Origin of the sequence: Amycolatopsis speibonae (genome assembly GCF_042647925.1) — a bacterium.
In the GTDB taxonomy this organism is placed as follows: Bacteria; Actinomycetota; Actinomycetes; order Mycobacteriales; family Pseudonocardiaceae; genus Amycolatopsis; species Amycolatopsis speibonae.
Genome location: NZ_JBHRWK010000007.1, coordinates 23,479 through 36,061 on the forward strand (window position 1 = coordinate 23,479; position 12,583 = coordinate 36,061).

Annotated in this window: 15 protein-coding genes; 6 read left to right on the forward strand and 9 right to left on the reverse strand. The window is 69.6% G+C overall.

The features are described from left to right. Positions 1 to 45 precede the first annotated feature (45 nt). A complete protein-coding gene (locus ACFOSH_RS03505; protein WP_378237162.1) occupies positions 46 to 531 on the reverse strand; it encodes a MarR family winged helix-turn-helix transcriptional regulator in 486 nt (161 codons plus the stop codon). Positions 532 to 580: 49 nt separating this feature from the next. Here ACFOSH_RS03505 and ACFOSH_RS03510 point away from each other — a divergent pair, with 49 nt between their 5' ends. Continuing rightward, positions 581 to 1,966: an MFS transporter gene (locus ACFOSH_RS03510; protein ID WP_449224174.1), complete on the forward strand. Its 1,386-nt coding sequence runs from the start codon at positions 581 to 583 to the stop codon at positions 1,964 to 1,966. 3 nt (positions 1,967 to 1,969) lie between these two features. Here the strand turns inward: ACFOSH_RS03510 and ACFOSH_RS03515 are convergent, their stop codons facing one another. Both ACFOSH_RS03515 and ACFOSH_RS03520 read right to left on the reverse strand, forming a co-directional pair. After that, complete coding sequence (locus ACFOSH_RS03515) at positions 1,970 to 2,578, reverse strand: SMI1/KNR4 family protein (protein ID WP_378237163.1); 609 nt, start codon at positions 2,576 to 2,578, stop codon at positions 1,970 to 1,972. Between the two features lie 28 nt (positions 2,579 to 2,606). Beyond that, complete coding sequence (locus tag ACFOSH_RS03520; RefSeq protein WP_378237164.1) at positions 2,607 to 3,422, reverse strand: serine hydrolase; 816 nt, start codon at positions 3,420 to 3,422, stop codon at positions 2,607 to 2,609. Positions 3,423 to 3,529: 107 nt separating this feature from the next. Between ACFOSH_RS03520 and ACFOSH_RS03525 the strand changes: the two genes are divergently transcribed. After that, positions 3,530 to 3,736 (forward strand): hypothetical protein, encoded by a 207-nt coding sequence (locus ACFOSH_RS03525; protein ID WP_378237165.1) that lies wholly within the window; start codon positions 3,530 to 3,532, stop codon positions 3,734 to 3,736. Here the strand turns inward: ACFOSH_RS03525 and ACFOSH_RS03530 are convergent. Beyond that, a complete protein-coding gene (locus tag ACFOSH_RS03530) occupies positions 3,733 to 4,368 on the reverse strand; it encodes a DUF1345 domain-containing protein (RefSeq protein ID WP_378237166.1) in 636 nt (211 codons plus the stop codon). The genes ACFOSH_RS03525 and ACFOSH_RS03530 overlap by 4 nt on opposite strands. Positions 4,369 to 4,505: 137 nt before the next feature. Beyond that, on the reverse strand, positions 4,506 to 4,907 hold the full coding sequence (locus ACFOSH_RS03535; protein WP_378237167.1) for a winged helix-turn-helix transcriptional regulator: 402 nt from the start codon (positions 4,905 to 4,907) through the stop codon (positions 4,506 to 4,508). A gap of 98 nt (positions 4,908 to 5,005) precedes the next feature. Here ACFOSH_RS03535 and ACFOSH_RS03540 point away from each other — a divergent pair, with 98 nt between their 5' ends. Beyond that, a complete protein-coding gene (locus ACFOSH_RS03540; protein ID WP_378237168.1) occupies positions 5,006 to 5,875 on the forward strand; it encodes an alpha/beta fold hydrolase in 870 nt (289 codons plus the stop codon). Here the strand turns inward: ACFOSH_RS03540 and ACFOSH_RS03545 are convergent. Next, positions 5,862 to 7,040: a serine hydrolase domain-containing protein gene (locus tag ACFOSH_RS03545; protein ID WP_378237169.1), complete on the reverse strand. Its 1,179-nt coding sequence runs from the start codon at positions 7,038 to 7,040 to the stop codon at positions 5,862 to 5,864. The two genes, ACFOSH_RS03540 and ACFOSH_RS03545, sit on opposite strands and share 14 nt — an antisense overlap. Positions 7,041 to 7,051: 11 nt before the next feature. Further along, positions 7,052 to 8,620, reverse strand: a complete 1,569-nt coding sequence (gene dacB, locus ACFOSH_RS03550) for a D-alanyl-D-alanine carboxypeptidase/D-alanyl-D-alanine endopeptidase (protein WP_378237170.1) — start codon at positions 8,618 to 8,620, stop codon at positions 7,052 to 7,054. A gap of 122 nt (positions 8,621 to 8,742) precedes the next feature. Between dacB and ACFOSH_RS03555 the strand changes: the two genes are divergently transcribed. Together ACFOSH_RS03555 and ACFOSH_RS03560 are read left to right on the forward strand one after the other, a co-directional pair. Further along, complete coding sequence (locus ACFOSH_RS03555; protein WP_378237272.1) at positions 8,743 to 9,396, forward strand: response regulator transcription factor; 654 nt, start codon at positions 8,743 to 8,745, stop codon at positions 9,394 to 9,396. Next, positions 9,396 to 10,562, forward strand: a complete 1,167-nt coding sequence (locus ACFOSH_RS03560; protein WP_378237171.1) for a sensor histidine kinase — start codon at positions 9,396 to 9,398, stop codon at positions 10,560 to 10,562. Before ACFOSH_RS03555 ends, ACFOSH_RS03560 begins: the two co-directional genes overlap by 1 nt. Positions 10,563 to 10,693: 131 nt before the next feature. Here the strand turns inward: ACFOSH_RS03560 and ACFOSH_RS03565 are convergent, their stop codons facing one another. Together ACFOSH_RS03565 and ACFOSH_RS03570 are read right to left on the reverse strand one after the other, a co-directional pair. Further along, entirely contained in the window at positions 10,694 to 10,966 is a 273-nt protein-coding gene (locus tag ACFOSH_RS03565; RefSeq protein ID WP_378237172.1) for a PASTA domain-containing protein, read from the reverse strand. Positions 10,967 to 10,987: 21 nt separating this feature from the next. Next, positions 10,988 to 11,875 carry a ketopantoate reductase family protein gene (locus tag ACFOSH_RS03570; RefSeq protein ID WP_378237173.1) on the reverse strand — a complete coding sequence of 296 codons (888 nt, stop codon included), beginning with the start codon at positions 11,873 to 11,875 and terminating at the stop codon, positions 10,988 to 10,990. 62 nt (positions 11,876 to 11,937) lie between these two features. On the opposite strand from ACFOSH_RS03570, the gene ACFOSH_RS03575 reads away from it, so the two are divergent. Continuing rightward, entirely contained in the window at positions 11,938 to 12,567 is a 630-nt protein-coding gene (locus tag ACFOSH_RS03575) for a TetR/AcrR family transcriptional regulator (RefSeq protein WP_378237175.1), read from the forward strand. The last annotated feature ends 16 nt before the right edge of the window (positions 12,568 to 12,583 follow it).

The window sequence follows — 12,583 nt, forward strand, 5'->3', positions numbered from 1 at the left end:
TCGGTGACTCCAGAACTACCCGCCGAGAGTTGATAATGTCAACACTTAGGGTTTCGTGTCACGCTCCCGCTCCTCCTGTTCGACGACGAGCGCGGCGTCGGCGAGCTTGTCCAGGGCGCGTTCGAGGATCTCGGCCTCGGTGGAGGTCAGAAGCCCGAGGAAGGAGGCGTCGCGCTCGTTCGCCGCGACGATGAGACCTCGGTACACGGTGAGGCCGTCCTCGGTCAGTGCCAGGCGGGAAGTGCGGCCCGAGGCCGCCGTGCGGTTCACCAATCCGCGCTCGACCAGCTTCGCGACGACCCTGCTCATCTGCGCTTTGTCCAGGCCTGCCCGGCGGGCCAGCCGGTTGAGCGTGAGGGTCGGGTCGGCGGCGATGAGGGCGATGGCCCGCCATTCGCCGAGGCTCACGTCGAACTCCCGGCGGTAGCGCAACGCCGCCGAACGCGACAGGGCGGCCGACGTGCGGGAGAGTCGGTAGGAGAGCAGCTGGGAGATCGGGACGAGCTCGTGTCCGTCCGGCCGTTCGGTCATGCCGGGCATCCTACCCACCGGAGCGTAAGTGTTGACAATATCAACAAGTATGCGCATGCTCGCGTGGTCCCCGCCGCCGACAAGGGAGTCGAAGACCGTGGCCGATCCCAGCCCAGCCACCGAACAGGCCGCCGTGCCGGTCGACCGTCCAGCCACCTACCGGGCGATCGCACTGCGGATCATGCCCTTGCTCGTGATCTGCTACATCGTCAGCTTCATCGACCGGACGAACATCGGAATCGCGCAGGAGGGTCTCGAACGCGACTTCGGTTTCGGGCCCGCGGTCTACGGCCTCGGCGTGACGGTGTTCTTCGTCGGGTTCATCCTCTTCGAGGTGCCGAGCAACGCGCTGATGGCACGGATCGGCGCGCGCAAGTCCCTGGTGCGCATCATGGCTTCCTGGGGTGTCGTCACCGTCGCGACGATGTTCGTCCAGGACGAGTACACCTTCTACGTGGCGCGTTTCCTGCTCGGCGTCGCCGAGGCCGGGTTCTTCCCCGGAGCGCTGTTCTACCTGTCGCGCTGGTTCCCGTCGGCACGCCGGACCCGCATGACCGCGATCTTCTTCATCGGGGTGCCGGTCTCCGGAATCGTGGGTTCGCTGGTCTCCGGCGGCATCATGCACGGCCTCGGTGGCGTCGCGGGGCTGGCGGACTGGCAATGGCTGTTCCTCGTCGAGGGGATTCCGCCGATCCTGCTCGCCCTCGTCGTGCTGTTCTGCCTCGCCGACGAGCCCGAGCAGGTCCGCTGGCTCACCTCCGCTCAGAAGGCCGCGGTCCGCGCCGACCTCGACGCCGATCAGCGGCTCAAGGGTGGCGCGGGCGGTACGCGGACCCACGTCGGGCTTCGCGAAGCACTGAGCGACCCCAAGGTCTGGATCCTCGGGCTGTGCGCGTGCGGTGCGTACACCCTCGCGAACGCGGTTTCCTTCTGGGCGCCCAGGATCATCGCCGACGCGGGCGTGGGGGACGTGCTGGACCTCGGCCTGTTCTCCGCCCTGCCGCCGCTGGCCGGGATCGTCGCCATGCTGATCGTCGGGCGGCATTCCGACCGCACCCTCGAACGGCGCTGGCACGCCGCCACCGCGTGGATCGTCGCGGCACTCGCGATGCTCGCGATCTCCTTCTTCCACAGCAGTGTCTTCGCGGTCGTGGTGCTGCTCGCCGTCCTGGCGGCGGCGCACTACTCGGGTCTGACGGTGTTCTACTCGATACCGTCGATCTACCTTTCGGACCGCGCGGCCGCGACCGGGATCGCCGTCGTGACCTCGATGGGCTCCTTCGCCGCCGCGGCGTCGCCTTCACTGCTCGGGTTCATCCAGTCCGCGACCGGGAGTCTCGCCCTCGGGCTGCAGATCAGCAGCGGGATAGTCCTGCTCGCGGTGGTCGTGCTCCTCGTCGGCGTGCGGGCGGGCGACCTCAAGGAGAAGAAGTGAGCCCTAGGCCCACATCAGTGCTCCGTCGTCGCGGATCGTGGGGGCACCTGGCCGTGGCGGGATTTCGGACGCGGTGTACTGGTCGAGGCGCCGGGCGGTGTCGGTGAGCATCTCGCCGATGGTGGCCCATGTGGCACGGAGGGTGCCTTGTTCCGCCATCCAGTCCATCAAGCGGCCGCGTTCGGTTCCGGGTCGCAGGTCGACGGCGAGGACGGCGCCGTCGATGCCGCGGCAGATGGGGGTCAGCGCCGTGCAATACCCGAAGGTGATATCCCCGGCGGAGCGGAGGTGGTGCCCGCCGGGGCGGCAGCAGTCCTCGTCGGGAAAACGGCTCAGGTCCGCCCATTCTTCCCGTACCCGTGCCACGGACAGCGGCATGTGTCCCTCGGGAAAGTTGAGGGCGGTGCGGTGGTCGCGGTCGTCGTCGACTCCGTCCGTCAGCCCCCACCACCGCAGCAGTTCGGCTGGAAGTGGCGGCTTCCCTATCGCGTTCTGGGTGGCGCGGACTTCCTCGGCGGGCGCCGGGGGCCGGAGCGTGGCGGCGGTGACCGGCGAATGGAGACGCAACCAGGCCGTGATCCGCTCCCAGGCCGGGTCGAGGTCGCCGTTCACCGCCGCGAACTCCCGCTGATCGTCCGAGTCAGCCCTTGAAATATCCCTTGAACAGGATCTCGCTGATCTTGGTGGTGGTCTCCTGGCCGGTCTCGTAGCCGTTCTGGATGACCTTGGTGTTGTTCATCAGCGCGAGGGTGTACCGCTCGTGCGGCCCGACGAAGCCGACCGAGTTCATGATCCAGGAACCGTCGTCGTTGTCGTCGGACCAGCCGTCCTTGTTCCCCGGCCGCGCGGCGGCGCCGGCGCCCCAGACACCCCACTGCTGGTTGACGTCGACGGTGCGCATTTCGCCGACGATGTAGTCGCGGTGCTGACGGGGCAGCTTCGTCAGGACGTAGTTGACCAGCCGGTCCAGGTCGTTCGCGGTGGTCAGGATCCAGCCCCAGTGGTGCGGGTGCTGGTCGGTGAATCGCATGTCGGTCATCCCGTAGGACGGGAACCGCTTGGCGAACTCAGCCTCGCCGCCGTACCGGGTCCACAGGGTGTGGGCGGCGGCGTCGTCGCTGGAGTTCAGCATCCGGTGGATCAGGTCCCGGTCTTCGGCTGTCAGCTGGACGGCGCCGGAATCGTTGCGCAGCAACAGATCGACCACCATTGCGAGCTTCGGGGTGGAACAGGCCCAGATGAGGGTCCCGGCGGCCTTGCTCCGGTAGACGGCGCCGGTCCATCGGTCCCGGAGGACGATCCCGGTGTCGCCGGGCCTGCTGTCGGCGTAGGCCTGGGCCCGTGCGATGCGCGCCTGGAGCTCCCTGTCGAAGCGGGTCGTCGCGCCGGCGGGCGCGGCGGGCGTCACCGTGAGGACCGCCAGTATCGCGGTCAGGATGACGGAAAGTCTCTTCATGTGTTCCCCAGTTTTCGGTATCGGTTCTCCCTGACCATGAAGGCGTTCACGAGTACCGGAGGTTGCCACGGGCAGGGTAACAGTGACGCCGGTCACTTCGAGGGGTGGTGTCCGAAAGGATTTTGGCCGACTGGGACAAGGCGAAGAAGAACGGCGAACCCATCCCGCATCACCCGGCCTCCGGCTCCGGCGCGGACGCACACCGGACCGGCCGGAAGGAGATCGAGCCGGAGCAGTCGCCGACACGGCCGCCTGGAGACCCGGCCGAGAAGGACGAAGGCGACTACGCGACCGAGCGGCAGCCGGCTCGCTAGCCGCTGTTCAAAGTGGACACGACCGCCGCGACGGTCACCGTGTTGAACACGAAGGCGATGACCGCGTGCGTGGTCACCGTCCTGCGCATCTCCCGCGAGACGACGTCCACATCGGTCGTCCCGAAAGTCGTCATCACGGACACCGCGAAGTAGATGTAGTCCGACCATTCGGCGGATTCGTCACCGGGGAACCGGAGTGCGTCGCCCTGTTCGACCACGTTGTCCGCGTGGTAGGCGATCGCGAACGACACGAGGACACAGATCCACGCGACGACGACCAGCGCCACCGCCACGCCCACGCGCACGCCCGCCGGCAGGCTCTCGCCACCCAGGCCCGGCATCCACACCATCGCCACCGTCAGGGCGGCCGCCGCGATGATGATCGACACCCCCGGTCCCGGCGCGGTCCCGAAGACGTACCGCTGCGCGAACGTGCCGCGGCTCTCCCGGCGTGCCCAGTCCTGGATCTGGTCCGAGGTCGCCGCACCGAACGCGGCCACCGTCACGACGAGGTAGCCGAAGAGGTAGGCGAGAAGGACCAGAACACCGGCGTCCACCATCGCGATCGACAGCACGTCCTCGCGGAAAGCGATCGCCAACGCGGCGACGAGCAGCGCGAACGCGGCGCTCAAGCCGCTCCGGCGCCGCTCGGGCAGCCAGGTTCGAGCAGTTTGCCGAGACAGCGCCGGCCCCTTTCTCCGGTGATCGGAGCCAGTGTCGCACCGAGGTCCGGATGCCGTGCTTCGCGGTAACCCGTTCCAGTGACCCGTCAGATTTCGGGAACGCCGTCGCTGATCGCGTTGGCCTCGTCGATCCGGGCCATGTGCTCCTCGGCCCAGGTCCGGAGCGCCGCCAGCGGGACGTCGAGGGACAGGCCGAGGTCGGTCAGCCGGTAGTGCACGCGGGGCGGGACGGTGGGCTCCACCCGGCGGGCGACGAGGCCGTCACGGACCAGGCTGTGCAGGGTCACCGACAGCATTTTCTGGGACACGCCGGGAATCCGACGCCGCAACTCGGCGAACCGGACCTCGCCAGGAGCCGCCTCCGCAAGGACTTTGACCGCCATCGACGTCCATTTCGTACCGATGCGGTCCAGCAGGCGGCGGGTGGGGCACTCGGGGTCGAAAACATCACCGCGCCGTGTCGTCGGGCGCGCCGGTCGGGAGGTCACCTGGAGCTCACCACCTGTGGGGAAAGTGCCGTCTTGGCGGCACCGCAGAAGTTACCTACGGTTTTATGGTAACCAATGGTAACCAGGTCGGAGGCGGCGTGCCCCAGCTCAGGCAGATCAGCATCAACGGCATCCGGACCACGGTGGCCGTCGACGGCAGCGGGCCCGCGGTCCTGTTGCTGCACGGCTTCCCGCACACCTGGCGGCTCTGGACCGAGATCATCGGCCCGCTGGCGGAGCGTCATCGGGTCATCGCCCCGGATCTGCGCGGGCTCGGCGACAGCACCCGCGCCGAGGAGGGCTACGACGCGGACACGCTGGCCACCGACGCCGAAGCCCTCCTTGTCGCCCTCGGTGAGCCCGCCGCGGCCGTGGTCGCCATCGACGCAGGAACCCCTGTCGCGTTCATGCTCGCCCTGCGGCGGCCGGATCTGGTGCGGCGGCTCGTCGTGATGGAGTCACTGCTGGGTTCGCTGCCCGGCGCGGAAGACTTCCTGGCAGGCGGTGCGCCCTGGTGGTTCGGGTTCCACGCCGTTCCCGGCCTCGGCGAAAGTGTCCTGCTCGGACACGAGGCGGAGTACCTCGACTGGTTTCTCGCGGCGGGCACCCTCGGACGTGGTGTGCCGCCGGAGATCCGCGACGCCTTCGTCGACGCCTACACCGGACGGGAAGCCCTGCGTTGCGCCTTCTCCTACTATCGCGCCATGCCGGTCACCGCGCGCCAGATCGGGGAGGCGGTGGCGGCGGGCCGCCTCACCATGCCCACGATGGCCGTCGGCGCCCACCCCGTCGGCCGCGCACTGGAACGGCAGTTGCGGCCCATCGCCGACGACCTCACCGCTCACCTCGTCCCCGACTGCGGCCACATCATCCCGCTGGACCGGCCCGGTGAACTGCTCCGCCTGCTGACCCCGTTCCTCGCCGCCGACAGGCCGCATCGCGAACCCGCGCGCCTCACCCAGCCGTGACCAGTTGCCGTCCCAGCGCCACGATCGGCTGGATGCCGGTGTCGTGGTTGGTGAGCACCACGATCACCCAACCGGTGTCCGGGAAGACGTCCAGGTTGGTCGCCCGGCCGGGGCCGCTGCCGGAATGCCCGACAACACGGCGGGCCGCGGTGACAGCTTCGATGTGGCCGTACCCGTAGAACTGGAGTTCGCCGTCGGCGGCCGGGCGGTCGGCGGGGCCGACCGCGTGTTTGCCGCCGGTGACCACCCTGGTGAACGCGGGACTGAGCAACCGGTTGTCGTGCAACGCTTTCGCGAAGCGGAGCAGGTCGGGCGCCGACGAGAACGCGCCGTGGTAAGGGCTTCCGATGTAGGGGAGCCAGGGTGTGGTCGTGATGTCCACCCGCTCGCCGGAGGGCTGGGTCAGGTAGCCGTGGGCGATGCCGCGGTCGGCGATCACCGTCGGCTTGGGGTAGAAGTCGGTGTCGGTGAGCCCTGACGGTGCGAACACGTGCTGCCGCACGAAGTCGTAGTAGGACCGCCCCGACACCGCGGCCACGATGGCGCCGAGGATGAAGTAGCCGTCGTTGCTGTAGCCGAACTCGGTGCCCGGAGTGAACTGCAGCGGCAGTGTGCGCAGGTAGGCCGACATGCCCTGCCAGATGTCGTCCTCGCTGTCCCACTCCTCCTCGCCGGGCGGTCGCTGGTTGGTCCTGCCGGGCCTGCCGGCACCCGCGGTGTGGGTGAGCAGCTGGTGCACGGTGACCTTGGCGACGTCGGCGGGGAATCCGTCGAGGTAGGTGCCGAGCGGCTCGTGGAACGCGAGCCTGCCCTCCTGCGCGAGCCGGGCGACGGCCACCGCGGTGAACGACTTCGTCATCGACGCGAGGTCGAAGCTCGTGTTCGTGTCATTGGCGACGCCCTGGGCCTCGTGGGCCAGGCCGTGGGATCTCGTCAGGACCTGCTTGCCCCGGTGCGCCACCAGGACGGTGCCGGAGAACTGGCCGGCGGCGGCACGCTCGGCGACGAACCGGTCGAAGCGCCCGCCCGGCAGGAGGTCGCGCGGTAGCCGGTACGCCGCTTCACTCGCGTCGCTGGTGCCAGGCGTGGCGAGCAGACCGGCCGCGGCGATCGGTGCGGCGCCGAGCAGGCCGAGGATCGAGCGCCGGGAGGGGGAAGTGGGCACGGTTGTTCCTTTCACCGGGTGAGTGATGCGTAGACGGCCGCGGCGATCTCGCCCTGCGCGGTCTCGACGACGGTCTGCAGCGCCATCGCCTCGTCGACGGAGCCGACGGTTTTGTTCATGAACTGGGCGAAGAGCACCAGCCTGCCGTCCGGCAGCACGACGTAGCCGGCCAGCGCCTTGTGGAGGACATCGCCCATGCTGGCCGTGCCGGTCTTGGCGAAGACCCGGCCCGCGGCGGGCGAGTCGGGCAGGACGTGGGCGATCGACCCGTCCCGCCCCATGATCGGCAGCGCCTGCCGGTACGGGACGAAGTACCGCTGTCGCGCCATATGGCCGAGGAACCGGACGAAGAAGTCGGCTGTGTAGCGTTCGCCCACCGGATCGTCGGGGTCGACACCGGCCTGCTCGAACAGTTCCCGCTGGTAGCGCTCTCCCGTCGCCTTCGGGGTGTCGGGGTCGCGGCCGGCGATGGCGCCGACGAGGTAGGGGAAGTGGACGGTGTGCGGGTTCGAGCTGATCTTGAGCATGACCTTCACCTCCTCCGACAGGGGAGGGGAGAGGTACTCGGCCACCGGCGATCGGCGTCCACTGTCCGATGTGGACACTTTGCCGGTGATGACGACATCAGCGTCCCGCAGTGCCTCACCGAAGGCGAACTCCGCGAAACGGACCGGGTCGGGCACGTAGTACGGGGACACGACCGGCGGGCCGCCGAGCAGCACATCACCGGTGAGCCGAACAGTGCGCGTGCCGTCGGGCGCCGTCGAGACCTCGGTGAACGTCAACCGCCGCGAGGGATTCGTGACCGTGGTGACGTCGTTGACCACGGTCACGCAGGCGATGTCCGGCCACACCCGAAGCCTGGCCGGGGCACCTGCCTGGGCACCGGGCGTCACCACCACATCGACGATGTTGTCGTTGACCATCATGGGCGAGACCGGGATCGAGAGGTTCCCGATCGCGATCGGCTCACGGCCCTGCCGGAACAGCGAAGCGTCCACGATCACCCGGCCTTCGACACGGCGGATCCCGCGGCACGCCACCTGCCTGGCCAGGTGGCGCAGCTGCTGGAGAGGGTCCCCGGGCATCGGTGCGGGCGCACTGCCGTAGGAGTGGTCGGGCAACGGCAGCGCGAGCGTGCCGTCCGGCCGGATCCTCGGCCCCAGCAGCAGATCACCGCCGGCCACCAGCAGCAGATCTCCTCTGAGGACACCGTGGACCACCGGGCCGGTGCGGTGGACGGTCGTGCGGAACCGGTGGTCGGCACCGAGCGCGGCGAAGGCGGAGCCCGCGATGAACACCTTGAAAGCGGAGGCGGCGACGAAGCGCTGCTCGGCGTTCTGGGTGTAGACGGCCCCGGCCCCGGCCAGCTGGAACCGCATTCCCCAGTGGGAGCCGATGAACTCGGGCCGGCCGGTGATCTCGGCGATCTTGGCCGCGAGCGTGCTGTCGGGGGTGTCGGCGCGTGCCGTCGCGCCCAGCGACAGCAGGCCCGCGGCGGCGATGGGGGCCGCGCCGAGAAGCTTGAGCACGCTGCGACGTGAGTGGTCGCCGGTTTCGGCAGGGTCGGAATGTGCCACGGAGGATCCCCTTGGTCTCGCAGATGTTCGGCGAGAGCGAGTTCTACGCGGGAAAGGGTTTCGGCACGGTTTCGTTCGCGACGAGACGCTGCCGAAACCCCCGGCCGGTGATACTGGTGCGCGTGCGAGTGCTGGTCGTCGAGGACGACGAGGAGATGGCGTACACGGTGGCCACCGGGCTGCGGCGGGCGCGGATGGCCGTCGATGTGGCGTTGGACGGGACCGGCGGGCTCGAACGCGCGCTGCACACCGATTACGACGTGATCGTGCTGGACCGGGATCTGCCCGGCCTGCACGGCGACGACGTGTGCGCGGAGCTGATCGAGGCCGGATGCCGCGGCCGGATCCTGATGCTGACCGCGGCGGCCACCACCGAGGACCTGGTCGACGGTCTCGGCCTCGGCGCCGACGACTACCTGCCCAAACCGTTCGATTTCCGGGTGCTCGTGGCGCGGGTCGGAGTGCTGGCGCGGCGTGCGCACCCCGCCGCGCCGCCGGTGCTGCGCCACGGCGATGTCGTGGTCGACACGGCCCGGCGCCTGGCCACCCGCGGCGGACGGCGGCTGGAGCTCGCGCCGAAGGAGTTCGGTGTGCTGGAGCTGTTGCTGGCGGCGGAAGGCAGGGCGGTGCCGGCGGAGGAACTGCTCGAACGGGTGTGGGACGAGGCGACCGATCCGTTCACCAACGCCGTGAAGATCACGATCAGCAGGCTGCGGGCCAAACTCGGCGACCCGCCGGTCATCGAGACCGTGCCCAAGAGCGGCTACCGGATCTGATGGGCGTGGTCATCCGGCTCGCCGTCCGGTATCTGCCGCGCCGGACCGTGCGGCTGCGGCTGACCCTGCTGTACGGCGGGCTGTTCCTGCTCTGCGGCGCCGGAGTCCTGACGGCCACGTACTTCCTGGTGCGCCACGCGGTGCAGCCGGCGGGCGACGTGCGGCTGTTCTGGTACCCCCTGGACCCGGCCGACCCGACCCTGCCGGACGGCTCGCGCCCCACGCTCGGCTTCGAGGCCGAGCAGGTCGCCGCGAAGGCCGCGGAAGCTTTGGCGGCGCAGCGGCAGGAGGTGCTGCATCAACTGCTGGTCCAGTCCGGGATCGCGCTGGCCGTGATGGTGGCGCTCGCGCTCGCCCTCGGCTGGTGGGTCGCGGGCCGCGTCCTGCGCAGGCTGCGCACGATCACCGCGGCCGCGCGGAAGATCTCGGCGACCAACCTGCACCAGCGCCTCGCGCTGCCAGGCCCGGACGACGAGCTGAAGGAGCTGGGCGACACGTTCGACGAACTCCTCGGCAGACTCGAAGCGGCCTTCCAAGCACAGCGCCAATTCGTGGCCAACGCCTCGCACGAACTTCGCACACCGCTCGCCCGCCAGCGCACGATCGGGCAGGTGGCCCTCGACGACCCGGACGCGACGACGTCATCCCTGCGCGCGGCGCACGAACGGATTCTCGTCGCGGGCAGGCAGCAGGAACGCCTGATCGAAGCGATGCTCACCTTGACCCGCAGTCACGTCGGCATCGACGTTCGGCACCCCTTCGACCTCGGCGAGATGGTCACCGAAGTGGTCGGCGCCCACCGCCCGCCGGACCTCACCCTGCGGACGTCGATCGAACCGTGCCTCGTGTCCGGGCACCGCGCGCTCGCCGAGCGGCTGGTCGTGAACCTGGTGGACAACGCGATCCGGCACAACGTGCCCGGCGGGTGGGTCGAGGTGTCCTGTGGTGCGGGCGTGCTGACCGTGACCAACACGGGCCCGATCGTGCCCGCGACCGAAGTGGAACGCCTTTTCCAGCCCTTCCAACGACTCGGGAGAGCGAGGACGGGGCAAGGCCTGGGGCTGGGCCTGTCGATCGTGCGGGCGATCGCCACCGCTCATGACGTGCCTGTCACGGCGACACCGAGGCAGGGCGGGGGACTGGCGATCAGGGTCGAGTTCGCCTGACTCGTTCGGTCGCGCGCGACAGTGTCATGAAGGGACCCCTCATGACACGACGTCGAGTCACCGAACCCCAGGATGCCCCCGAATGTGGCATTGGGGACACCGGACGTCCCAATGCCACATTCGGCGCACCCTCAATGGCAAGCCCCGGGTTTTCTGTCGCCCCCGCCACCCTCGTCAGGCAACCGCCGGAACTCGATCCGCACGTAATCACCGCGGGCGATCACCGTCCCGCTCGTGGGTTCTTGTCCGGTGATGACCCAGGTTCCCGGCCAGGTCAACGCGCCCAGCGACGGCCCGTCGAGATCTTTGGACGCGATCACGATCCCGAGCTGATGCGCCACCATCCGGGCATCGGGTATGGACAATCCCACCAGATCAGGAACCCGGACTCCCGACGACGACACCGACACCACCTCCTGATTCGACTATGCCTCAGAGCGGGTCGCCTTCGTATAGGCGCGCATCTGTTCGGCCATCCGCGCGAGCTCGGCCGCCGACGCGGCCGAAGAAGTCATGCCGAGTCCGCTGTACGCAGCCGTCTGGCTCCGCAAGAAGCGCCGCAGCATGGCCACGAGCAGCCCCTCCGGCAGAGTCCGCAACGCGACGAACCCGCGAGGGACCGGCGGGGTCGGCAAGGCGGCGAGATGCTGCCGTATGAGGTGGACCAGGTCGCGGATCGCGGCCGGATCGGCGGCCAGCGCGACAGGGCTGCCCGCCGCCTGCACAGCCTGCTCGAGTGGCACCGCGAACGCGGCGTGCGTCTTGAGCCAGGCATCCATCCGAGGCTCGGCCTTGGTGTTGATCCCGGCGGTGCGGAACGTCCGCACGATCCGGTCCAGCCGCGGGGTGGTCCGGCCGTCGGGTTCTCCGATGGGCATCGGGACCAGACGGGTCATGAGGCCGGTCGCGCGGTAGCGGACCACGGAGTCGTCCATCGTGCCGGCGGTCGTGGGGAAACCGAGCAGCACCCGCTCGTGGCCGATCACCTCGCCCAGCGGCTCCGCGCCGGCCGCCCAGTTGAGCAGGAACAGTACGTCGCCTTCGAGATCGGCGAGCGACTCCAGCACCGCGTCCACCTGGTGGGTGCGGACGAAGACGGCGGTCAGGTCGTACCCGCCGTCCGGCTGCTCGACCACCGGCACCGGTACCCGCTTGACGGCCGGGCTGTCTGCCTCGGCGAGCTGCACACCGTGCCGGCGCAGCACGGCCAGGCGCTCGCCCCGGGCAAGGAGCGAGACGTCGTGCCCGGCCTCATGCATGCGGGCGGCGAACACGCTGCCGGTCACCCCTGCGCCGTACACAAGCAGCTTCATGACTTCCTCTTCCGCGAGTCGTTCATACGATCGTTTGATTCAAACGTACGTACAGTACGCGCGTGGCGCCATCAGATACCCGTACCCAGATCCTCGACGCGGCCGAACGCCTCTTCGCCGAGCGCGGTTTCAGCGGCACGTCGGTCCGGGCGATCACCGACCTCGCCGGGGCGAACCTGGCCGCGGTCGGGTATCACTTCGGCTCGAAGGCGGAGCTCGTGGCCGCGGTCGCCCGCCGCGTGGTCGAACCCATCAACGCCGCACAGTGCGCCGGGCTCGACAGGTTGCTCGCCCGGACCCCGGACCCGTCGGTCGCCGACCTGGTCGAGGCGTTCGCGGGGCCGATGTTCGACGGGATGCCGGCCGGCGACGAGGGCGGCGCCCGGACGTCCCGGCTGATCGTGACGATCATCAGCGACCCGGCCGAGGAGATGCGCGACTGGACCGGCCCGGCCGAGGCCGCGGTCCGTGATCGCTACCTGGCGGCCTTCGAGCGCGCGCTGCCCGGCCTCTCCTCGGAGGAATTGTGGTTCCGGCTGCGGGGGATTCTCGCCGTGGTGGCCGTGGACCGCGTCGAGGTCTACAACCGGCGTCTCCCGGCCGACTTGTCGCCGATGGCGGGCGAAGCGGCCAGGCGCTGGGCGATCACGTTCCTGGCGGCGGCGATGAGCGCGCCACCGACCGGGGCCTGACGACCGAGGGCGATCG